Origin of the sequence: Pseudonocardia petroleophila, assembly GCF_014235185.1 — a bacterium.
In the GTDB taxonomy this organism is placed as follows: domain Bacteria; phylum Actinomycetota; class Actinomycetes; order Mycobacteriales; family Pseudonocardiaceae; genus Pseudonocardia; species Pseudonocardia petroleophila.
This window is the reverse complement of record NZ_CP060131.1, coordinates 2760607-2782239: the sequence shown is the minus strand read 5'-3', so window position 1 is coordinate 2782239 and position 21633 is coordinate 2760607. Positions and strand designations below refer to the sequence as shown.

General features: G+C 73.5%; 21 protein-coding genes. 7 read left to right on the top strand and 14 right to left on the bottom strand.

All coding sequences use genetic code 11. From position 1 onward, the window contains the following. The 4 genes from H6H00_RS14040 to H6H00_RS14025 form a co-directional block, all read right to left on the bottom strand. Positions 1-1218 (bottom strand): DUF418 domain-containing protein, encoded by a 1218-nt coding sequence (locus H6H00_RS14040; protein ID WP_255425746.1) that lies wholly within the window; start codon positions 1216-1218, stop codon positions 1-3. After that, positions 1215-1697 (bottom strand): YqeB family protein, encoded by a 483-nt coding sequence (locus H6H00_RS14035; protein ID WP_185721690.1) that lies wholly within the window; start codon positions 1695-1697, stop codon positions 1215-1217. Before H6H00_RS14035 ends, H6H00_RS14040 begins: the two co-directional genes overlap by 4 nt. A 74-nt stretch (positions 1698-1771) precedes the next feature. Beyond that, positions 1772-3436 (bottom strand): hypothetical protein, encoded by a 1665-nt coding sequence (locus H6H00_RS14030; protein ID WP_185721689.1) that lies wholly within the window; start codon positions 3434-3436, stop codon positions 1772-1774. After that, a complete protein-coding gene (locus H6H00_RS14025) occupies positions 3421-4182 on the bottom strand; it encodes an ABC transporter ATP-binding protein (RefSeq protein ID WP_185721688.1) in 762 nt (253 codons plus the stop codon). The genes H6H00_RS14030 and H6H00_RS14025 overlap by 16 nt, the downstream gene beginning before the upstream one ends. A gap of 118 nt (positions 4183-4300) precedes the next feature. Here H6H00_RS14025 and H6H00_RS14020 point away from each other — a divergent pair, with 118 nt between their 5' ends. The 4 genes from H6H00_RS14020 to H6H00_RS14005 are packed head-to-tail and all read left to right on the top strand — an operon-like array spanning position 4301 to position 8507. Continuing rightward, positions 4301-5551, top strand: a complete 1251-nt coding sequence (locus H6H00_RS14020; RefSeq protein ID WP_185721687.1) for a sensor histidine kinase — start codon at positions 4301-4303, stop codon at positions 5549-5551. Beyond that, on the top strand, positions 5548-6207 hold the full coding sequence (locus H6H00_RS14015) for a response regulator transcription factor (RefSeq protein WP_185721686.1): 660 nt from the start codon (positions 5548-5550) through the stop codon (positions 6205-6207). The genes H6H00_RS14020 and H6H00_RS14015 overlap by 4 nt, the downstream gene beginning before the upstream one ends. A gap of 24 nt (positions 6208-6231) precedes the next feature. Then, a complete protein-coding gene (locus H6H00_RS14010) occupies positions 6232-7089 on the top strand; it encodes a transporter substrate-binding domain-containing protein (RefSeq protein WP_185721685.1) in 858 nt (285 codons plus the stop codon). A gap of 47 nt (positions 7090-7136) precedes the next feature. Further along, on the top strand, positions 7137-8507 hold the full coding sequence (locus tag H6H00_RS14005; protein ID WP_185721684.1) for a methyl-accepting chemotaxis protein: 1371 nt from the start codon (positions 7137-7139) through the stop codon (positions 8505-8507). Positions 8508-8545: 38 nt separating this feature from the next. Here H6H00_RS14005 and H6H00_RS14000 read toward each other — a convergent pair whose 3' ends face one another. Both H6H00_RS14000 and H6H00_RS13995 read right to left on the bottom strand, forming a co-directional pair. After that, positions 8546-9589 (bottom strand): hypothetical protein, encoded by a 1044-nt coding sequence (locus H6H00_RS14000; RefSeq protein ID WP_185721683.1) that lies wholly within the window; start codon positions 9587-9589, stop codon positions 8546-8548. After that, positions 9586-10398, bottom strand: coding sequence for an ion transporter (locus H6H00_RS13995; protein ID WP_255425745.1), 813 nt, complete (start codon positions 10396-10398; stop codon positions 9586-9588). Before H6H00_RS13995 ends, H6H00_RS14000 begins: the two co-directional genes overlap by 4 nt. 142 nt (positions 10399-10540) lie before the next feature. Here H6H00_RS13995 and H6H00_RS13990 point away from each other — a divergent pair, with 142 nt between their 5' ends. Beyond that, entirely contained in the window at positions 10541-11407 is an 867-nt protein-coding gene (locus H6H00_RS13990; protein WP_185721682.1) for a DUF559 domain-containing protein, read from the top strand. Positions 11408-11464: 57 nt separating this feature from the next. Here H6H00_RS13990 and H6H00_RS13985 read toward each other — a convergent pair whose 3' ends face one another. Then, entirely contained in the window at positions 11465-13456 is a 1992-nt protein-coding gene (locus H6H00_RS13985) for a protein meaA (RefSeq protein ID WP_185721681.1), read from the bottom strand. Positions 13457-13571: 115 nt separating this feature from the next. Between H6H00_RS13985 and H6H00_RS13980 the strand changes: the two genes are divergently transcribed. Continuing rightward, positions 13572-13892 (top strand): TraB/TrbI/VirB10 family type IV secretion system protein, encoded by a 321-nt coding sequence (locus tag H6H00_RS13980; protein WP_185721680.1) that lies wholly within the window; start codon positions 13572-13574, stop codon positions 13890-13892. A gap of 17 nt (positions 13893-13909) precedes the next feature. Here the strand turns inward: H6H00_RS13980 and H6H00_RS13975 are convergent, their stop codons facing one another. Next, positions 13910-14731: a DUF1206 domain-containing protein gene (locus H6H00_RS13975; protein ID WP_185721679.1), complete on the bottom strand. Its 822-nt coding sequence runs from the start codon at positions 14729-14731 to the stop codon at positions 13910-13912. A gap of 39 nt (positions 14732-14770) precedes the next feature. Next, positions 14771-16042 carry a UDP-N-acetylglucosamine 1-carboxyvinyltransferase gene (murA, locus tag H6H00_RS13970; protein WP_185721678.1) on the bottom strand — a complete coding sequence of 424 codons (1272 nt, stop codon included), beginning with the start codon at positions 16040-16042 and terminating at the stop codon, positions 14771-14773. A 45-nt stretch (positions 16043-16087) separates the two neighbouring features. Here murA and H6H00_RS13965 point away from each other — a divergent pair, with 45 nt between their 5' ends. Next, complete coding sequence (locus tag H6H00_RS13965) at positions 16088-16669, top strand: cob(I)yrinic acid a,c-diamide adenosyltransferase (protein ID WP_185721677.1); 582 nt, start codon at positions 16088-16090, stop codon at positions 16667-16669. Here H6H00_RS13965 and H6H00_RS13960 read toward each other — a convergent pair. Genes H6H00_RS13960 through atpA form a run of 5 tightly spaced genes read right to left on the bottom strand, consistent with a single transcriptional unit; the run spans position 16666 to position 21624 of the window. Beyond that, on the bottom strand, positions 16666-17121 hold the full coding sequence (locus H6H00_RS13960; RefSeq protein ID WP_185721676.1) for a DUF2550 domain-containing protein: 456 nt from the start codon (positions 17119-17121) through the stop codon (positions 16666-16668). The genes H6H00_RS13965 and H6H00_RS13960 overlap by 4 nt on opposite strands. 12 nt (positions 17122-17133) lie before the next feature. Further along, complete coding sequence (locus H6H00_RS13955; protein WP_185721675.1) at positions 17134-17517, bottom strand: F0F1 ATP synthase subunit epsilon; 384 nt, start codon at positions 17515-17517, stop codon at positions 17134-17136. Positions 17518-17523: 6 nt separating this feature from the next. After that, complete coding sequence (gene atpD / locus H6H00_RS13950; RefSeq protein WP_185721674.1) at positions 17524-18957, bottom strand: F0F1 ATP synthase subunit beta; 1434 nt, start codon at positions 18955-18957, stop codon at positions 17524-17526. A gap of 1 nt (position 18958) precedes the next feature. Continuing rightward, complete coding sequence (locus H6H00_RS13945; protein WP_185721673.1) at positions 18959-19960, bottom strand: F0F1 ATP synthase subunit gamma; 1002 nt, start codon at positions 19958-19960, stop codon at positions 18959-18961. Positions 19961-19971: 11 nt separating this feature from the next. Further along, positions 19972-21624 carry a F0F1 ATP synthase subunit alpha gene (atpA, locus tag H6H00_RS13940; RefSeq protein WP_185721672.1) on the bottom strand — a complete coding sequence of 551 codons (1653 nt, stop codon included), beginning with the start codon at positions 21622-21624 and terminating at the stop codon, positions 19972-19974. Between the last annotated feature and the right edge of the window lie 9 nt (positions 21625-21633).

Genomic DNA, 21633 nt, shown 5'->3' with positions numbered 1-21633 from the left:
TCACCGGTAGACGAGCCGGCGCAGGACCGCCTCGGCCGGACCCCGCAGGCCGCGGCGTTCCAGCGCGACCGCGCCGGCCACCGTCACCAGCCAGACGGCGACGGCGAACGCGGCCATCGACGCGCTGCCCAGGTGGGCGCCCAGGCCGAGCCCCCACGCGGCCAGCACCGGGGCGAACAGCAGCGAGTGCGCGAGGTAGGCCGAGAGCGAGCGCTTCCCCACCGCCGTGACGGCCCGGACACCGGCGCTCCCCAGCACAGCACGGGGCAGCAGGGCGACCCCGAGGGCGACGAGCGCGACGTATCCGAGACCGCCGGCCAGACCGGTGGCGGCCTGCACCGCGAGGAGCTCACCCGCCTCGCTCGCGGCTCCGGCGGGCGCGTCCCACACCCCGACGTGGTCCAGCGCGCTCGGCAGCCCGCCCAGCCAGCCGATCGTCACCCCGCAGCCCGCGGTGACGGCCAGCAGCCGCAGGTGCGCCGCCGGGTCGTCGAGGACGCCTCGGCGGGCCGCCCACATCCCGAGCAGCATCGCCGCGACCGACGCCGGGCTCAGCGGGGCCGCGAGGGTGACGTAGAGCCAGGTGGACAGCCGGGTGCCGGCCGCGGCCACCCAGTCGGGCTGCCCCGCGGCGTACACGGCGGCGGTCGGCTCCGTCACCGCCCCGGGGGCCCACGCCGACGTGTCCGCGGTGCCCAGCACGACGAGTGCGGGCACCAGCGACGCCAGGGACACGAGCACCGCGATCGCGCTCCACACCAGCAGCGTGCCGGGCCGGCGGGCCACGAACAGCCACCCGAGCACCAGGCTCAGCAGGCCCCACGCGCCGAGGATGTCGCCCGCCATCAGCAGCGCGGCGTGCACCGCCCCGAACCCGATCAGCCACACCCTGCGTCGCCCCAGCAGCGCCCGCGCCGCCCGCGGGCTGGCCCCGGCCGCGGTCTGCCGGTCGTGGAGCCGCACCATCCCGAACCCGAACAGGAACGCGAACAGCGGGTACACCCGCAGGTCCAGGCCGACGATCATCGCGAACTGCACCGCGCGGTCGACCGGCGACCCGTCGACGGGATGCCAGCCCGACTCGCCGTGCCGCGCGGCCCACAAGTGGAACGCGGTGTTGGACAGCGCGATCAGCAGGATCATCAGCCCGCGGGCGAGGTCCGGGGTGAGTGCGCGCTCGGTGTCGCGCACACCGCCGCGCGCGGCCAGGGCGCTCACGACCCCGTCCACTCGTAGCCGTGCGCCCGGAACGCGTCGGCGAGGGCCTCCCGGCCGAACTCCGTCCGCACCCGCAGCAGCTCGGTGCCGTTGTCCGCGACCAGGACCAGGTGCTTCCCGTCGACCAGCGCCTCCCGGACGTCGGCCCGGCGGTAGGTGCGCTCGCCGGAGTCCCGCGTGACGCGCACCCGGTCCCAGCCGACGGCGACGGTCACCTCCTCGCTCCGCGCGACCAGCACCAGTGCCACGCCGAGGAGCACGCCGAGCCCGACGAGCACCGGGGTGTCGCCGGCCCCCAGCCAGGTATCGAACCGGTCGACGAGCGCGACCGGGCCCCGCATCGGCGCCCAGTCCAGTGCGAGCCAGACGTCGTGCCAGGTCAGCACGGCCCAGCCGAGCAGCGCACCGCCGAGCGGGAGCAGGACGGCGGTCGCCAGGCGCGAGCGGCGGGAGGTGGCGAGGACGGTGGGATCGGACACCACCCGAGCGTCGACGACCCGGGCCCGCACGCGCCACCGACCGAAGTAGCGCGTGGGTGGATCCATCGGTGGGGTCACCGCCTGCCCGCCGCCGTCACCGCTTCCGCCTCGGCCCGGCCGGACAGGCGGTCGAGGACCCCGTCGCCCCGGGTCGTCGCGGTGCCGGCGCCGGGGTAGCGCAGGCGGGCGAACGTCTCCGGCAGGTGGGTCTCCAGCCGGTGCACCGCGACGGCCCCGGCGAACCAGGCCACCGCCGCCCCGTTGACGAGCGCGGTGGTCGCGGCCGCCGTCGCGAGTCCCGGTCCGGGGTCCAGGGCGAGCAGCACGACGAGCGGGAGCGTCGGCGATACCAGCAGGGCCGTCGCCCAGAGCGCGACCTGGATGGCCACGGTGTTCTCCCCCGCGTCGGTCGCGTTGACGCGGCGGTGCGGGTCGACGCCCGGGGTGACGCCGACGACCGACATCACCACGGCCACGCCGCTGCCGGCCAGCACGACCGCGACGACGACGCACAGCGCGGCGGGCAGCAGCGCCCACGTCCCGGTGAGCAGCGCCATCAGCACTGCGAGCAGCACCGCGGGGACGCCCAGCGCGACCACCAACCCGATCTGCCTGCCCCGGATGTCGGCGCGCACCGCAGCCGGGCTCTGCCCGACGACGAGCTGCCACAGCGCGGTGCCGTCCTGGCCGAACAGGTTGGCCCCGCTCAGCGCGACGATCAGCGCCACGGCCACGCCGGACAGCGCGGCGACCTGCGGGATCCCGGCGAGCACCCCGAACACCGCGAGGAACACGCCGAACCAGATCCCGCTGCGCACCTCCAGGCTCCGCCACGGGTCGCGCCACCACGCCCGCAGCTCCTTGCCCACGACCGCGCCCAGCGGCGTGCCGGGGAGGAGCCGCGATCCGGTGAGCACCCGGCTGCCCCACGGCCGCCGGGTGCGCCGCGCGGTGCGGGGGCCGACGTGCGGGGTGAGCAGCGCGACCGCCACCAGCACCGCCGCCCCGGCGGCCGCGGCGAGCAGGCCCAGCCACCCCAGTGCGGCCGACCACCGTCCCGCGGCGGCCGCCTCGACCGCCCGCAGGGGCCAGCCCGACGGCAGCCCGGCGAGCACCTGCGCGGCGCCGGGCAGCCCGGCGAACCCCTCGCGCAGGAACGCCGGGGTCGCCCCGACGACCGGCACGACGAGGAGCCACCCGGCGAACAGCGTCGCGATCAGCAACCCGTACTGGACGGCCGCGACCTCGACGCCGAGCCGGGTGCGCATCGCCGCGCCCAGCACCGCGTACACCGCGCGCGACAGCGCCACCACGAACACCAGCAGCAGGGCCGCCCCGAGCACCGCCGCCGCTCCGGCCGCGACGACCGCGGGGCCCTCGGCGACGACCGTCGCGTAGCCGACGAGCGCCAGGGTCCCGCCCGCCGTCACCGCGGCGCCGACCCCGACGAACACCGACGCCAGCAGCCCGGCGCCGAGCCGTCGCCGGTCCAGCGGCAGCAGAGCGAAGTACTCCGGGCGCAGCACCGACGCCCCCGACGAGAGGACCGGCCCGACCACCCACCCGGCGAGCCAGCCGGCCAGGACGAGCAGGAGCACGTCGCCCGCGGCGGGTGCGAGCAGCGCGACGCCCCAGGTCAGCAGCACCGCGACGATCCCGAGCCCCAGCCCGAGCAGTCGCTTCCCGCGGGGCGTGTGCCGCTGGATCGCGAACCTCAGCCGGATCAGTGTCCCAACCACGCGAGCTCCTCCGCCCCGATCTCCCGCTCGCCCACGAGCCGGACGAACGTCTCCTCCAGCGTCGCGGTGCCGCGGATCCCGGCGAGCGTGCCGTCGGCCAGCACCCGCCCGCCCGCGATCACCGCGACCCGGTCGCACAGGTCCTCCACCAGGCTCATCACGTGCGACGAGATCACCACCGACCCCCCGGCGGCGACGAACCGGCGCAGGATCCCGCGCAGCACCCGGGCGGACACCGGGTCGACGGCCTCGAAGGGCTCGTCGAGCACCAGCACCTTCGGCGCGTGCAGCAGCGCCGTCGCGAGCCCGATCTTCTTCCGCATGCCGGTGGAGTACTCGATCACCATGAGCCCGCGCTCCTCGGCGACGTCGAGCTCGAGGATCCGCAGCAGCTCGGCGGCGCGCGAGCGCACGACGTCGGCCGGCAGGCCGCGGAGCAGCCCCCAGTAGGTGAGCAGCTCCGCGCCGGTGAGCCGCTCGGGCAGGGCCAGCCCGTCGGGCAGCACGCCCAGCAGCGCCTTCGCCCGGGTCGGTTCGGCCCAGACGTCGACGCCGTGGACGGTCGCGGTGCCCGCGTCGGGGCGCAGCAGGCCGACCGCCATCGCGATCGAGGTCGTCTTGCCCGCTCCGTTCGGCCCGACGAGGCCGGTCAGCGACCCGACCGGCACGGTCAGGTCGACGTGGTCGGCGGCGCGGGTGCCGGAGAAGTCCTTCGTCAGCCCGTCGAGGCGCAGCGCAGTGGTCATGGCCGGTACGTTCCCGGCGGCACCGCGCGGAGACCTCCACCGGACGGACATTCCGGACAGCCGATCGGCCACCGGATCGTGCCCTCCCGGCCCCCGCCCGTTCTTCTACCCTGGGCGGATGGACGCGGCACCGGTGGACCGCTGGATGCTGCCGGGCGAGCTGGCGCGCGCGGCCGAGGCGGGCACCGGGGGCGGCCCGGCCGGGCGCACCCCGCGCGACTGGATCGTCGACGTCGCGTTCTTCCTCGGCGCACTCGTCGTCGGGGTCGTGCTGTTCCACGCCACGGTCGTCGACGACGTCTACGGCCTGCCGACGTGGCTGCGCGTCACCGATCCGGTCATCGGGATGGTGCTGTGCCTGGCGCTGTGGTGGCGCCGCCGGTTCCCCGTCGCGCTGGGCGTGCTCGCGGCGGTCGCCGTCGCGGTCTCCAACAGCGCCACCGGGGCGGCGCTGGTCCTCATGTTCTCCCTCGCCCTGCACCGCGGGTGGAGCCCGGCGCTGCCGCTGGTCGCCGCGCTCGCGACGCTGCTGGGCATCCCGTACGTCGTCACCTACATCGTGTCCGACGACCCGTACTCGCCCTTCGTCGTGATCGTGCTGCTGTGGCTGCTGGTGATGACCGCGGGCCTCGCGGTGCGGGCCCGGCGACGGCTGGTCCTGGTCCTGCGGGAACGCGCCGACCAGGCCCGTGTCGAGTACGAGGCCAGGCTGCGGGACAGCAGGCGCGAGGAGCGGGCGCGCATCGCGCGCGAGATGCACGACACCCTCGCGCACCGGATCTCGCTGCTGTCGGTGCACGCGGGCGCGCTGGAGTACCGCACCGAGCAGGCCGAGGCCGGCTCCGCCCCGCCGCTGACCGCCGGCGAGGTGCACGACGCCGTCGGCGTGATGCGCGGCAACGCCACCCGTGCGCTCGAGGAGCTGCGCGAGGTGCTGCAGGTGCTCCGCCCGCCCGACGCCGACGACCACCCGGCCGAGGCCCCCCAGCCGACGGTGGACCAGCTCCCCGACCTGCTCGCCGAGGCCCGGCGCAGCGGTCAGCGGGTGGACGCCACCCTGCGCGGCGACCTCACCGCCCTGCGCCCGCGCCTGCAGCACACCGTCTACCGGCTGGTCCAGGAAGGCCTGACGAACGCCCGCAAGCACGCTCCCGGAGCCGGGGTCGAGGTGCTGGTGGACGTGGACGCGGACGTCGTCGTGCAGATCGTCAACCCCGTCGCGGTCGGCGTCACGGGCACCGAGATCCCCGGGGCGCGGGCCGGGCTCGTGGGGTTGGGCGAACGCGTGGCCCTGCACGGCGGCGAGCTCACCCGGGAGATCGTCGACGGCCGGTTCCGGCTGCTGGCCCGGATACCGTGGGCGTCATGATCCGCGTGCTCGTCGTCGACGACGACCCGCTGGTGCGCTCCGGGCTGGCCCTGATGCTCGGCGGGGCGGTCGACATCGAGCTCGTCGGGGAGTCCTCCGACGGCTCCGGCGTCCTCGCCGCCGTCGACGCCCTCGCCCCGGACGTCGTGCTGATGGACGTGCGGATGCCCCGGCTCGACGGCATCGCGGCCACCCGCGCCCTCACGTCCCGCCCCGGCGACGGGCCCGCGGTCGTCGTGCTCACCACGTTCGACGGCGACGACACCGTGCTCGGCGCGCTGCGCGCGGGCGCCGCGGGCTACCTGCTCAAGCACACCCCGCCCGCCAAGATCGTCGACGCCGTGCGGCGCGCGGCCGCGGGCGACCCGGTGCTGTCCCCCTCGGTGACCCGCAGCGTCATCGCGATGGCCGCCGAGCGGGCCCCCGCCGGGCCCGATCCGGACGCCCGCGCCCGGATGGCGCTCCTGAGCGAGCGCGAGCAGGAGGTGGCCTCGGCCGTCGCCGACGGGCTGAGCAACGGCGAGATCGCGGCCGCGCTGCACCTGTCGATGTCGAGCGTGAAGTCGCACCTGTCCGCCGCGATGACGAAGCTCGACCTGACCAACCGCACGCAGCTCGCGATCCTGGCCTACGCGGCCCGGTCCGGCGGATCCTGAGCGGTCCACCTAGCCTGCTCGGCGATGCTCACGCGCCGACACCTGCTGCTGCTCGCCCCGCTCGCCGTGGCCGCAGCGGCGTGCGCGCAGCCCACGGGCACCACGCTGGAGCGCGCCCGGTCCTCCGGGGTGCTGCGCGTCGGGATCGCGGGCGAGCGGCCCTTCGGCTACGTCGGCGGCCGGGGCGAGCTGACCGGCGCCCAGCCCGTCGTCGCCCGCACGGTGCTGGAGCGGATCGGCGTCGGAGGGCTGGAAGCGGTGCAGGTGCGCTTCGCCGACCTCATCCCGGGGCTGCAGGCCGGTCGGTTCGACCTGATCGCCGCGGGCCTGACGGTCACACCCGAGCGCTGCGGCGAGATCGCCTTCTCCCGGCCCGACTTCGTCGCCCCGCCCGCGTTCCTCGTGCCCGAGGGCAACCCGCGCGGCATCGGCACGTTCCAGGGGGTCCGGCGCTCGGGCGTGCGGCTCGCGGTGCTGGAGCGCTCCTCCGAGCTGACCTACGCGCGGGCCGCCGGCATCACCGAGGACCGGCTGGTGCTCAGCGACTCGCAGGGCGACCTGTTCCGCGACGTCGTCGACGGCCGGGCCCAGGCGGGCGCCCTCACCGCCGTGTCACTGGTCGACGAGCTGCGCCGCAACCCCGGCCTCGGCGTGGAGATCACCGATCCGGTGAACCCCACCGTCGACGGGCGCACCGTCGTCCCGGCGTCGGCGTTCGCCGCTCGGATCGGCGAGACCGACCTGCTCGCCGCGTTCAACGCGGAGCTGACCGCACTACAGGCCTCCGGCGAATGGCTCAGCCTGACCGAGCCGTTCGGCCTCGATGCGGGCAACCTGCCCGATCCCGACCTGACCGTCGAGGAACTCTGCGCCCCGCCGTGACCCGCGCGTCCGGGCGCACCGGCCCGCGATAGGCCACTATCGGGTCCATGCGCATCGCCGGGCTACCCGTATGGGGCCCCTCCGACATGATCGCGGGTGCCCGGGCCGTCCTGGGCTGGACCGACGAGGCGGTGGGCGTCGTCGCCACCCTCCCGGGGCGGATCGCCGACCTGCTGGAGGACGTGGAGACCCTGGTCGGACGGGTCGCCGCGATCGCCGACGACGTCGACGGGATGGTCCGGCGGGCCGACGGCCTCGTCGACGGCGTGGAGGGCGTGCTCGCCGACGCCCGGGGCGCGGTCGGCCGGGTCGACACGGTGCTGACCGACGCCGAGCGCATGGTCCGCCGGGTCGACCCCCTGCTCGGGGAGGTGCACGGGGTCGCCGCCCGCGCCGACCGCCTGATCACCGACGCGGGTGACGTCGCGACCGGCGCCGCGCTGCTGATCAACCGGGCCGACGGGGTCGCGGGGAACGCCGCGAAGCTGATCGACCGCGCGGGCACGGTCGCCGGCGACGCCGCCGACCTCATCGGGCGCGCGGACTCCGTGGCCGGGAACGCCGACGCCCTCATCACCCGCGCCGGCACCGTCGCCGACGGCGCCGCCGCGCTCATCACCCGCGCGGACTCCGTCGCCGGCGACGCCGCCGGTCTGGTCGACCGCGCCGGCACCGTCGCGGAGGACGCCGCCGGGCTCGTCAGCCGCGCCGACGGGGTGGCGCAGGACGCCGCGGGGCTCATCGGCCGGGCCGACACGGTCGCCACCAGCGCGTCCGAGCTGATCGGGCGCGCCGACGGCGTGGCGGGCAGCGCCTCCGAGCTGATCGAACGCGCCGACGGGGTCGCCGGCAGCGCCGACGCCCTGATCGGCCGCGCGGGCTCCGTCGCCGACGGCGCCGCGACCCTCATCACCCGCGCCGACTCGGTCGCGGAGGATGCCGCCGGTCTGGTCGGGCGCGCCGGGACCGTCGCCGACGAGGCCGCCGCGCTCGTCACCACCGCGGGCGGTGTCGCGGGCGACGCGGGCGGGGTCATCCGCAAGGCCACCGGGGTGGCCGACGAGGCGCAGGCGCTGGTCGGCGAGGCCGCCGCGACCAGCAGGGGGGCGTCGGAGATCCTCGACCTCTACCAGCCGATCGCGCAGAAGGCCGCCCCGCTCGCGCACCGGTTCGTCGAGGACTTCACCGAGGCGGAGCTGCAGGCCGCGATCCGGATGGTCGACCAGCTCCCGCAGCTCACCCACCACCTCGAGACCGACATCATGCCCATCCTGGTCACCCTCGACCGCGTCGGACCCGACGTGCACGAGCTCCTCGACGTGCTCCAGGACGTCCGTCACGCGATCCAGGGCGTGCCCGGGTTCCGGCTCCTGCGCCGCCGCGGGGAGGAGAAGGAGCGCGAGGAGGCCGAGGCCTGATCGGTCACGGGGCCTGATCCGTCGCGCGGCCCGATCCGTCACGCGGGCAGGCGGGACACCAGCCCGGGCATCAGCGAGCCGAGCTGGCCGCACGGGTCGGCCGAGGAGCCGAGCTGCACGGTCAGGACGTTCACCCGCGAGTTGCCGGTGCTCCCGACGTACTCGTCCAGCACGATCGACGCCTCGCAGAACGACGGGGTGTCGTAGTCGGAGGTCCAGACCTGGCGGCCGGCCACGGTGCTCGACGTGGCGGCCGCGGGTTCGAACGGGCCCAGGCGCGTGGGCGTGACGCGGAACCAGGTCCCCGTCAGGACCCCCCAGGTGCACCCCCACCCGCCGTAGCCCACCGCACGCCGTCCGACGTCGAGCCCGGGGACCGAGCGCAGCGTGGCGTCGTCGACGACGGTGCAGACGTCGATCGCCGCGAGCCGGTCGGTCGGGGCGGGCAGCGTCCGGGTGGGCAGGGGCGCGGTGTCGGCCAGCACCACGGCGGCCGAGGTGGCGGCGGCGTCGGCGACCGCGCAGAGGTCCGTGGCGCCGGCCGCCGAGCGGGTGGCGAGCAGTTGCACGCCCGTGCGGTCGGGCAGCACGATCCACCGCTCGCACGACGTGTCCGAGGCGGCCGGACGGCGGATCTCCAGGTCCCCCAGTGCCTCCCGGTCCCCGGCGACCTCCTCGACGTAGGCGGCGCTGTCCAGGTACGCCCCGACGGCGACCTGCTCGCCCGAGGAGGTGGCGAGGTCGATCCGGCAACCCGTGAGCAGGCCGAAGTCGGCGAACTCCTGCGGGGTCCCGAAGCGCCGCAGCGCGTCCTCGCTGAGCAGGGCGCACGGGTCGACGCTCCGCTCGTCACCCAGGTCGACCGCCAGGCGCGCCGCGGGCGGGGCGTCCGGGGCCGGGGCCCGCGTCGACGCCCCCCAGAAGAACCCGCCCGTGCCCACCGCCCCGACCAGCAGGACGGCGGCGAGCACCGCTGCGACGAGCGATCCGGAGCTCCGGCGCGACGGCGGCGACGGCGGCGCGGGTGGCGGCCCCCACGCCCCCGGGGGCGGCGGCCACTGCTGCGGATGCTGCGGGTTCATGCGTCCGAGTGGACCACGCCCGGGCGGGAGCCCTCCCGACCAGGCACGTCGGCCACGCCCACCTCGTGGTGCCCGGCCTCCACCGCCCCGCGGATCTGCTCGGCGTTCTCCCGCACCACCTCGCCGACGAACGCGTCCATCCGCGGGTCGGTGAGCACGTCGACGAGCACGCGCATCGTCGTGTCCACCACCGTGTGCACGATCTCGTCGTGGAACGGCATCCGTGACAGCCGCCCGGCCAGCTGGTCCTCGCGCAGCTTCTCGGTGACGATGCTGCGCAGCAGCTCCTGGTTCTCCCCGACCGAGCGCGCGATGTTGCGCGGGAAGTGACCGGTCCCGATCACCTTCACGACCTCGTCCATGACGGCCACCGTGATCGGCTTCTTGATGGCCAGCACGATCGGGCGGGACAACCGCTCCACCAGCCGCTGCGTGAACTGCTCGCCGAACACCCGGTCGGCCGTGCGCGCCAGCCGCATGACGATCACGACGACCCGGATCAGCCGCAGGCTGCGCAGCGCGGGGTGCGCGACCGGGATCATGCCGAGCACCTCGTACCAGCGGCGCACCGGGAACCAGCGCTCCCACCCCGCGTCGCGCCACCGGAACAGGAACTCCACGAGGAAGATCCCGCAGATCACGGTGTCGATCACGAACACCAGGTGCGCGGTCTCCTCGGAGTGCGGGAAGAACGCGACGTAGCCGAGCAGCCCCACCGAGACCAGCGCGAGCACCAGCATCGCGATGTCGACGGTGGCCACCCGCCGCGGCCGACGGGGCTCGTCGACGGGCACAGCGATCCGGAACATGGGCGGATCGTGCCAGGTCGGGCGAACCACGGCTGAGATCGACACCATCGGGGTCCGGACGCCCCGGAACCCCGACCAGGTCGATCTCACGGGTTGCGTGGAAACGCCACGGGGCAGCGGGGCCGCGCGGCACGATGCCGACGTGTCCGTCCCGGGGTGGCCCACCGCGTTCCGCGGATCGCTCGCGGTCGCGGCCGGTCTCGTCACGTGGGACCGCCTGCGCGGACCCCGCTACCTGCGGATCTTCCCCGACGTCTACGTACCGGTCGGCACCGAGCCGCCCGATCTCGCGCTGCGCTCACGAGCCGCGTACCGGCTCGTGGAGGGACGCGGCGTGCTGTCGGGCTGGTCGGCCGCCGAGATCCTCGGGGCGTCCTGCGGGCCGTGGGACGCACCGGCCGAGGTCACCGTCCCCGGCCGGGACCAGCGCCCCCGTCCGGGACTGGCGGTCCGGCGGGACCGGCTCCACCCGGGCGAGATCACCCGGGTCGACGACGTCCGCACCACCACGCCGCTGCGCACGGCGTTCGACCTGGGCCGGCTCGACGACGTGGTGGAGGCCGTCGTCGGCGTCGACGCGCTCGCGCACCGGTTCCGCTTCAACCCCGACCTGCTGCTCAACTTCGGCGCGCGCTACCCCCGGGCCCGCGGCGTGCTGCGGCTCCCCGAGGTGCTGACGCACGCCGACCGGATGGCCATGTCGCCGATGGAGACGCGACTGCGGATGCTCCTCGTCCTCGCCGGGCTGCCCCGGCCGGTGGCCCAGCACCCGGTGCAGGACGCGGTGGCCCGCACCGCCGTGTGGCTCGACCTCGCCTACCCGGACCGGCGCATCGGCATCGAGTACGAGGGCGAGCAGCACGCCCGCCCGGAGGACGTGCTGCGCGACGTGGGCCGCTACACCGGCCTCGTCGACGCGGGCTGGCGCATCTACCGGTACACGAAGTACGAGATCCGCGACGAGCCGAACCGCATCGTCGCGCAGATCCGCCGCGCGCTCGACGTGTGAGATCGACACCAGCGGGGTTCCGGGGCCCGAGAAACCCGATGGTGTCGATCTCGGCCGTCAGACGCCGTGGGCCTGCCGGACCAGCGTCACGATCTCGTCCATCATCTCGGTGAGCTTGTAGTCCTTGGGCGTGAACACCGCCGCCACGCCCTTCGCCTTCAGCGCCGCCGCGTCGTCGGGCGGGATGATCCCGCCGACGACCACCGGCACGTCGTCGGCCCCGGCCGCCCGCAGCCCGTCGACGACGGCGGGGACGACCTCCAGGTGCGAGCCGGACAGGATCGACAGCCCGACGACGTGCACGCCCTCCTGCACCGCGGCCGACACGATCTGCGCGGGCGTCAGCCGGATGCCCTGGTAGATCACCTCGAAGCCGACGTCACGGGCCCGCACGGCCACCTGCTCGGCGCCGTTGGAGTGCCCGTCGAGTCCGGGCTTGCCGACGAGCATGCGCAGCCGCGAGCCGATGTCGGCCCCGGCCTGCTTGACGCGCTCGCGCACCTCGGAGATCTCGACGGCGGCCTCGCCCCCGGACACGGCGGCCGACACCCCGGTCGGGGCCCGGAACTCGCCGAACACCTCGCGGAGCACCCCCGCCCACTCCCCCGTGGTGACGCCGGCCTTGGCGCAGGTGATGGAGGCGTCCATGAGGTTCGTGTCGGTCTTGGCCGCGTCGCGCAGCCCTGCGAGGGCGCTCTCGACGGCCGCCGCGTCGCGCCCGGCCCGCCACTCCTGGATGGCCGCGACGGCGGCGGCCTCGGTGGCCGGGTCGACCGTCTCGATCGCGGCCGCCCCCTCCGCCTGCAGCGGCGACGGCTCGGTGGTGTCGAACCTGTTGACCCCGACGACGACGTGCTCGCCGGACTCCATCAGCCGGCGCCGCTCGGACAGCGACGAGACGAGCTGCCCCTTCATGTACCCGGACTCGACGGCCGCGACGGCCCCGCCCATCTCCTGGACGCGGTCGATCTCGGCCCGCGCGCCCTCGACCAGGTCCTTCACCTTCGCCTCGACGACGACGGAGCCGGTGAACAGGTCCTCGTACTCGAGCAGGTCGGTCTCGTAGGCGAGCACCTGCTGCATCCGCAGCGCCCACTGCTGGTCCCACGGCCGGGGCAGGCCCAGCGCCTCGTTCCAGGCGGGCAGCTGCACGGCGCGGGCCCGGGCGTCGCGGGAGAGGGTGACGGCGAGCATCTCCAGCACGATGCGCTGCACGTTGTTCTCGGGCTGCGCCTCGGTGAGCCCCAGCGAGTTGACCTGCACGCCGTAGCGCAGGCGGCGCTGCTTGGGGTTCTCGATCCCGTAGCGCTCCTTCGTGATCTCGTCCCAGAGCTGGGAGAACGCGCGCATCTTGCACATCTCCTCGACGAACCGGAGCCCGGCGTTGACGAAGAAGGAGATGCGGGCGACGACGTCACCGAACTTCTCGGCGGGCACCTGCCCGGAGTCCCGGACGGAGTCGAGCACCGCGATCGCGGTGGACAGCGCGTAGGCCAGCTCCTGCGCGGGCGTGGCCCCGGCCTCCTGCAGGTGGTAGCTGCAGATGTTGATCGGGTTCCACTTGGGGATCTCGGCCACCGACCACGCCACCATGTCGGTGATCAGGCGCATGCTCGGCGCCGGCGGGAACACGTAGGTGCCCCGCGAGAGGTACTCCTTGACGATGTCGTTCTGGGTGGTGCCGGCGAGCGTCGCGCGGGGCGCGTCGTGCTCGTCGGCCACGGCGACGTAGAGCGCGAGCAGGTACATCGCCGGCGCGTTGATCGTCATCGAGGTGTTGGCCTCGGCCATCGGGATGCCGTCGAACAGCGTGCGCATGTCGCCGATGTGGCTGACGGGCACGCCGACCTTGCCGACCTCGCCCGTGGCCAGCTCGTCGTCGGGGTCGTAGCCGGTCTGCGTGGGCAGGTCGAAGGCGACCGACAGCCCGGTCTGGCCCTTGGCGAGGTTGCGCCGGTAGAGCTCGTTGGACTTCTTCGCCGAGGAGTGACCGGCGTAGGTGCGGATCACCCACGGACGGTCGCGCTCACGGTCGGTCGGGTACGGCACCGGACTACCTCCGCCATGTCGGGACGCGGTGATGCTACTGGCACGTAGTGCCACGGCCCGGCCCGGAGGACCGTCGTCACATGCAGGGATCGATCCAGCAGGCGATGATGGGCGGATGGCCGACCAGGCGACGCGCTTCTTCGCCCTCTTCGGCGGGTTGATCATGATGAGCGTGCTGGCGCTCGCCCTGCGGTGGACGTTCGGCACGGGCAAGGACCAACCCGGCCCCCGCATCCCCGACCCCGACGACCCCACCGGCGACGGCCTGCTCGAGGAGGTCTCGCGGGTGCCGACGGAGACCGCCGCCCAGGTCCTGCGCTCGCGCCTGCTCGCGTCGGGGATCCGCGCCACGGTCGGCCGCGTCGACGGGGGCTACCGGTTGCTCGTCTTCCCGAAGGACCTGGTCGACGCGAAGCTCGTGCTCACGTCCGAGTGAGCCGGACCCGGCGCGGCTCAGACCCGGTGGTACCGGGCGTCGAAGAAGCAGAAGACGCCGTACGCGACGATCCCGACGGCCACGACCATCAGCAGGTAGGGCCCGTACGGCTGCGCCGCGAGACCCTTGAGCGCGGCGTCGAGGCCCGTGGCCTCCGCCGGGTCGTGCCGGAGCGCGGCGACGCCGATCAGGATGCCGATCAGCCCGATCGAGACGCCCTTGGCGATGTTGCCGACCTGCCCGACCCGCTCCAGCACCGTGCGGGCGTGCCGGTCCGACGGCGCGTCCATCTCCTCGAGGAACTTCTTCCGGTACCCCTCGACGACCTTGACGACGCCGACCACCAGCACGACGAGTCCGGCCAGCCCGACCAGGAACGGCCCGCCCGGCAGGCCGAACACCCCGGCGGTGGCCTGCTGCTGCCCCCCGCCGCCACCGCCGCCGCCCGAGGCGGTGGTGGCCGCCAGCACCGCGAGGGCCACGAAGACGACGGCCTTCACCGCGCTGACGGCCTTCTTGCGCACGACCTTCTTCGTGTCGGACACGTAGCTGTAGCCCCAGACGGCCAGTTCGGCCCGCCAGAGCGCCGCGGCCACGAACCCGACGGCGAGCACCCAGAGCAGCGGCGGGCCGTAGGGCTGCTGGGCGAGCGCCTGGAACGCGCCGGTCTGGTCGGCCTGCTCACCGCCCTGGCCGAACGCCACCTGCAGCGCCAGCCCGCCGATCAGCAGGTGCGTGATGCCGTAGGCGAGGATCCCGACGCGTGCGGCGATCTTCACGGGTCGGCTGCGGGCCGCCTGCTTGGCGTTGCTGTTGGCCGACTGGGCTGCGCTGGTCATCGGGCCGGGTACCCGATCGGGTGACGCCTCACACGCACCTCACGTGTCGGGTTCGCCGACCACCCGCGAGATGCCGGCCCCCAGGCCGGAGAGGTTCTCGACGAACCGCGGGTAGCCGCGGTCGATGTGCTCGACGTCCCACACCGCGGTGCGGCCCTCCGCGCACAGCCCGGCCAGCACGAGCCCGGCCCCGGCCCGGATGTCGCTGGCCCACACGGGCGCGCTGGAGAGCTGCTCGACCCCCCGCACGACGGCGTGGTGCCCGTCGGTCCGCGCGTCGGCGCCCAGGCGCACCATCTCGTCGACGAACCGGAACCGCGCCTCGAACACGTTCTCGGTGATCATCGACGTGCCGTCGGCCACGGCGGACAGCGCGATCGCCATCGGCTGCAGGTCGGTGGCGAAGCCGGGGTAGGGCAGCGTCACGAAGTCGACGGCCTTGGGCCGGCGCCCGTCCATCGCGACGGTGAAGCCGTCGGCCGAGACGTCGGTGCTGGCCCCGGCGCTGCGGAGCTTGTCGAGGACGAGGTCGATGTGGTGCGGGTCGACGCCGCGGACCGTGACCTCGCCGCGCGTCATCACCGCGGCGAACGCCCACGTCGCCCCGACGATCCGGTCGCCGATCACGCGGTGCTGCGTCGGGGACAGCCCGGTGACGCCGTGCACCGTCAGCGTGGAGCTGCCGACGCCGTCGATCTTCGCGCCCATCTGCTGCAGCATCAGGCACAGGTCGACCATCTCCGGCTCGCGGGCCGCGTTGTCGATCACCGTGGTGCCCTCGGCGAGCACGGCGGCCATGAGGATGTTCTCGGTGGCGCCGACGCTCGGGAAGTCGAGCCAGATCTGGGCGCCGCGCAGCGTCTCCGCCGTGGCGACGACCCGTCCGTGCGCGATCTCCGTGGTCGCCCCGAGCTTGCGCAGGCCCGCCTGGTGCATGTCCAGCGGCCGCGACCCGATGGCGTCGCCACCGGGCAGCGGGACGACCGCGCGGCGGCACCGCGCCACCAGCGGGCCCAGCACGCACACCGAGGCGCGCAGCTTCGACACCGACCGGTAGTCGGCCTCCGCGCTCGGGTCGGCGGGCACGTCGATCGTCACCGTGCCGTGCTCGACGCTCACCGTGCAGCCCAGGCTGCGCAGGACGTCGGCCATCAGCGGGACGTCGAGGATCTCCGGACAGTTGGTGAGGGTCGTCGTGCCCTCCGCCAGCAGTGCCGCCGCCATGAGCTTCAGCACACTGTTCTTGGCGCCCACCACGTCGACGGTGCCCCGCAGGCGCGCGCCGCCGTCCACCGCGAAATGCTCAGCCACGAGCGACGACGGTATCGGCACGCGATCCCGGCTAGATTCGGCCCCATGTCCGTGCACCTGACCAGGATCTACACCAAGACCGGCGACGACGGCACCACCGCGCTCGGCGACTTCAGCCGCGTCCCCAAGACCCACGTCCGGCTCGCCGCCTACGCCGACACCGACGAGGCCAACGCCGCGGTCGGCGTCGCGGTCACCGTGGGCGGCCTCTCCGACGCGCTGCTGGCGCCCCTCGCGCAGGTGCAGAACGACCTGTTCGACGTCGGGGCCGACCTGTGCGCCCCGATCGTCCCCGACCCGGAGTACCCGCCGCTGCGGGTCACCGAGGACTACGTCGAACGCCTGGAGGGGTGGTGCGACGAGTTCAACGCCGACCTGCCCAAGCTGGACTCGTTCATCCTCCCCGGCGGCACCCCGGGAGCGGCGTACCTGCACGTGGCCCGCACCGTCACCCGGCGCGCGGAGCGCAGCGTGTGGGCCCTGCTGGAGGTCGACGCCGAGCGCACCAACCCGCTCACCGCGAAGTACCTCAACCGCCTCAGCGACCTGCTGTTCATCCTCGGCCGCGCCGCCAACCCCGACGGCGACGTCCTGTGGCAGCCCGGCGGCCCCCAGGCGGCCTCCTAGGAGGCCTGGCGGTACCCGGTGCTGCGACCGGGCGGGGCGGCCTCCAGCCACGCCAGGAAGCCGGTGAGGACGCCGGGGGTCATCGCGAGCTCGACGTCGACGCCGTGGCTGCGGCAGCGCAGCACGGCGGACCGGGACGGCATCACGTACGCCTCGGCGTCGGCGGGCTCGCGGCGGTCGATGATCTCGAGCTCGTTGCGGTCGAGCCGCAGCGACGCCCCGGGCCGGAACGAGGTGAGCCGGAACCAGGCCAGCTCGTCACCGCGGTAGCGGGCGACCCCGGCGTGCCAGCCCGCGGAGGCGTCGCGGGAGGCGTACCGCGCGACGACAGCGGGGCGGCGGCGCAGACTCAGGTCCACACCACCGCCCCGCATGAGACGTACTCGCCGAAAGGCGAGGTAGCCGATGCACAGGCACACGACGAACAGCACGAGGCCGAGCGCCGTGGCCACCCGCGCTGCCGGTTACTCGGACGCGCCGGCGGCCTGCAGCCGCGCGTTCGCCCAGGCGGCCTCGGCCGCGCCGTCCGGGTCCGACGTGTCGGCCCGGTCGAGCGCGGCCCGGGCCGCCGACACGTCGATCTCGTCGGCCAGCTCGGCGAACTCCGCCAGCACCGTGACGGTGTCGGCGGTGATCGAGAGGAACCCTCCGCGCACGGCGAGCGTGGTGGACGAGCCGTCGGTGCCGTCGACGCGCACGACCCCCGCGTCCTCCAGCTGCGCCAGCGTGGCCTGGTGGCCCGGCAGGACGCCGATGTCACCCACCGTGGTGCGCGCCTTGAGGAAGCTGGCCTGACCCGACCAGATCTTCCGCTCGACCGCGACCAGGTCGACCGTCATCTCCGCCATGTGCGATCAGCCCTCGAGCTTCTTCTTGTTCTTCTCCAGGTCCTCGATGCCACCGCAGAGGAAGAACGCCTGCTCCGGGTAGTCGTCGAACTCACCCTTGGCGATCTTGTCGAAGGCCTCGATGGTCTCCTTGAGCGGGACCGTCGACCCCTTCTGCTGGGTGAACTGCTCGGCGACCAGGAGGTTCTGGGACAGGAAGCGCTCGATGCGGCGGGCCCGGCCCACGAGCTGCCGGTCCTCCTCGGAGAGCTCGTCGATACCGAGGATCGCGATGATGTCCTGCAGGTCCTGGTACTTCTGCAGGATCCGCTTGACCTCGTTGGCGACCCGGAAGTGCTCGTTGCCGACGTACTGCGGGTCGAGGATCCGCGAGGTGGACGTCAGCGGGTCGACCGCCGGGTAGATGCCCTTCTGCGAGATGGGGCGGGAGAGCTCCGTCGTCGCGTCCAGGTGGGCGAAGGTCGTGGCCGGCGCGGGGTCGGTGTAGTCGTCCGCGGGCACGTAGATCGCCTGCATCGAGGTGATCGAGCGGCCGCGCGTCGAGGTGATGCGCTCCTGCAGCTCGCCCATCTCGTCGGCCAGGGTGGGCTGGTACCCCACCGCGGACGGCATGCGGCCGAGCAGCGTGGAGACCTCGGAACCGGCCTGCGTGAACCGGAAGATGTTGTCGATGAACAGCAGCACGTCCTGGCTGAGCTCGTCGCGGAAGTACTCCGCCATCGTCAGCGCGGACAGGGCGACGCGCATGCGCGTGCCCGGCGGCTCGTCCATCTGACCGAACACCAGCGCGGTGTTCTGGATGACGCCGGACTCGGTCATCTCCGTGATGAGGTCGTTGCCCTCACGGGTGCGCTCGCCGACGCCGGCGAACACCGAGGTGCCACCGAAGTTCAGGGCGACGCGCTGGATCATCTCCTGGATCAGCACCGTCTTGCCGACGCCCGCACCTCCGAACAGGCCGATCTTGCCGCCGACCACGTACGGGGTCATGAGGTCGAGGACCTTGATGCCGGTCTCCAGCATCTCGGTCTTGCCCTCGAGCTGGTCGAAGTTCGGCGCCTTGCGGTGGATGCCCCACAGGTCGCCGGTGATCTCGAGGTCGGGCTTGTCCAGGCACTCGCCGAGCGCGTTGAACACGTGCCCCTTGACCTGGTCGCCGACCGGCACCGAGATCGGACGGCCGAGGTCGGTGACCGTCTGGCCGCGGACCACGCCGTCGGTGGGCTGCATGGAGATCGTGCGGACGAGGTTGTCGCCGAGGTGCTGGGCGATCTCCAGCGTCAGCGTCTTCGCGAGGTCACCGAACTCGACCTCGACGGTCAGCGCGCTGTAGAGCGCCGGGACCTCGTTGCGCGGGAACTCGACGTCGACGACCGGGCCGGTGACCCGGACGACCCGGCCGGTCCTGGTGCCGGTGGGGGCGTCAGCGGTGGCGGTCATCTCAGCTCTCACTTCCTGTGCTCACGAGAGCGTCGGCGCCACCGACGATCTCACTGATCTCCTGGGTGATCTGGGCCTGACGGGCCTGGTTCGACTCCAGCGTCAGGGTACGGATCAAATCGTTGGCGTTGTCGGTGGCGGCCTTCATGGCCCGCTGCCGGTTCGCCGACTCCGAGGCCGCCGACTCCAGCAGCGCGGCGAACAGCCGCGCGCCGATGTACTTCGGCAGCAGCGCGTCGAACAGGACGTCCGCGCTGGGCTCGAACTCGTAGAGCGGCTGGAGCTCGCCCTTCGATGCGGCGGCCTCCTCGCGGCGCTCCTCGATCTCCCCGCCCGGCTGGGCGACGGTGTCGACCTCGTACTCGACCTCCATGGGCGCCATCCGCCGCGCCTGCGGCGTCTGGGTGACCATGTTCTTGAACTGCGTGTACACGAGGTGCAGCTCGTCGACGCCCTTGACGCCGTCCTCGCCGGGCTCGCGCTCGCCGTCGGCGCCGACGGTGTCGTCGGAGCCCGCCATGAACGACGCCACGAGGGTGCGCGCGGCCACGGCCGCGTTCTCGTAGTCGGGCTGCTCGGAGAAGCCGGTCCAGGACTGCTCGACCTTGCGCTTGCGGAACCGGTAGTAGTTCACGCCCTTGCGCCCGATGACGTAGAGCACCGGCTCCTTGCCCTGCTCGCGCAGCAGCGACTGCAGCTGCTCCGCCTCCTTGAGCACGCCGGCGTTGTAGCCGCCGCACTGGCCGCGGTCACTGGTGACGACCAGCACCGCGGCCCGCTTGGGCTCCTCCCGCTCGACGAGCAGCGGGTGGTCGAGCGCCGAGTTGTTGGCCAGCTCGGTGAGCACGGCCGTCATCTGCTCGGCGTAGGGCTTGGACTCCTCGACCCGCGCCCGGGCCTTGACGATCCGGGAGGTCGCGATCAGCTCCATCGCGCGAGTGATCTTCTTGATGGACTGCGTCGACTTGATCCGCCGCCGCAGGACGCGAATCTGCGCTGCCATGCGTTACCCGCTCAGCTCTCGCCCGAGGGCTTCTTCTTGGTGACCTTGACCGACTCGCGGTCGACGTCGTCCTCGTCGAGCGCCTCGGCCTCCTTCTCCTTCGGCACCACGGAGGAGCCGTCGGAGGCGGTGAAGTTCTCCTTGAAGCCCTTCACCGCGGAGACGATGCGGTCCGACAGCTCGTCGGACATCTTCTTCGCGTCGCGGATCTCGCCGAGGATGCCCTCCTCGTTGCGGCGCACGTGGTCGAGGAACTCCGACTCGAAGCGCTGGATGTCGGCGACCGGCACGGAGTCGAGGTGGCCCTGGGTGCCGAGGAAGATCGAGACGACCTGCTCCTCGACGGGCTGCGGCGCGTACTGGCCCTGCTTGAGCAGCTCGACCAGGCGGCTGCCGCGGCCCAGCGTGGCGGCCGAGGCGGCGTCGAGGTCGGAGCCGAAGGCGGCGAACGCCTCCAGCTCGCGGTACTGCGACAGGTCCAGGCGCAGCGAGCCGGAGACCGTCTTCATGGCCTTGATCTGCGCGTCGCCACCGACCCGGGAGACCGAGATGCCGACGTTGATCGCCGGCCGGACGCCCTGGTTGAACAGGTCGGACTCGAGGAAGACCTGGCCGTCGGTGATCGAGATGACGTTGGTCGGGATGTACGCCGAGACGTCACCGGCCTTGGTCTCGATGATCGGGAGGCCGGTCATCGAGCCGGCGCCCTTCTCGTCGGACAGCTTGGCGCAGCGCTCCAGCAGGCGGGAGTGCAGGTAGAAGACGTCACCGGGGTACGCCTCGCGGCCCGGCGGGCGGCGCAGCAGCAGCGAGATGGCGCGGTAGGCCTCGGCCTGCTTGGACAGGTCGTCGAAGATGATGAGGACGTGCTTGCCCTCGTACATCCAGTGCTGGCCGATGGCCGAGCCGGTGTAGGGGGCGAGCCACTTGAAGCCGGCCGGGTCGTTGGCGGGCGAGGCGATGATGGTGGTGTACTCCAGCGCGCCCGCCTCCTCCAGCGACGCCCGGATGCCGGCGATCGTGGAGCCCTTCTGACCGATGGCGACGTAGATGCAGCGCACCTGCTGCTGCGGGTCGCCGGTGGCCCAGTTCTGCTTCTGGTTGATGATCGTGTCGACGCAGACGGCGGTCTTGCCCGTCTTGCGGTCACCGATGATCAGCTGGCGCTGGCCGCGGCCGATCGGCGTCATGGCGTCGATCGCCTTGATGCCGGTCTGCAGCGGCTCGCTGACGCCCTGGCGGTCCATCACGCCCGCGGCCTGCAGCTCCAGCACGCGCTGGGTCTCGGCCTCGATGTCGCCGAGCCCGTCGATCGGGTTGCCCAGGGGGTCGACGACCCGGCCCAGGAAGTTGTCGCCGACCGGCACGGAGAGGATGTTGCCGGTGCGCTTGACCGGCTGACCCTCCTCGATCCCGGCGTAGTCACCGAGGATGACCGCGCCGATCTCGCGCTGGTCGAGGTTCAGTGCGACACCCAGCACGCCGCCGTCGAACTCGAGGAGCTCGTTGGTCATCGCCGAGGGGAGTCCCTCGACGTGGGCGATGCCGTCACCGGTGTCGGAGACGTGGCCCACCTCGTCGCGGGACGTTCCGGTCTCCAGCGACGAGACGTAGCTGGAGATCGCGCTCCGGATCTCCTCCGGGGAGATCGTCAGCTCTGTCATGGCTGTCGT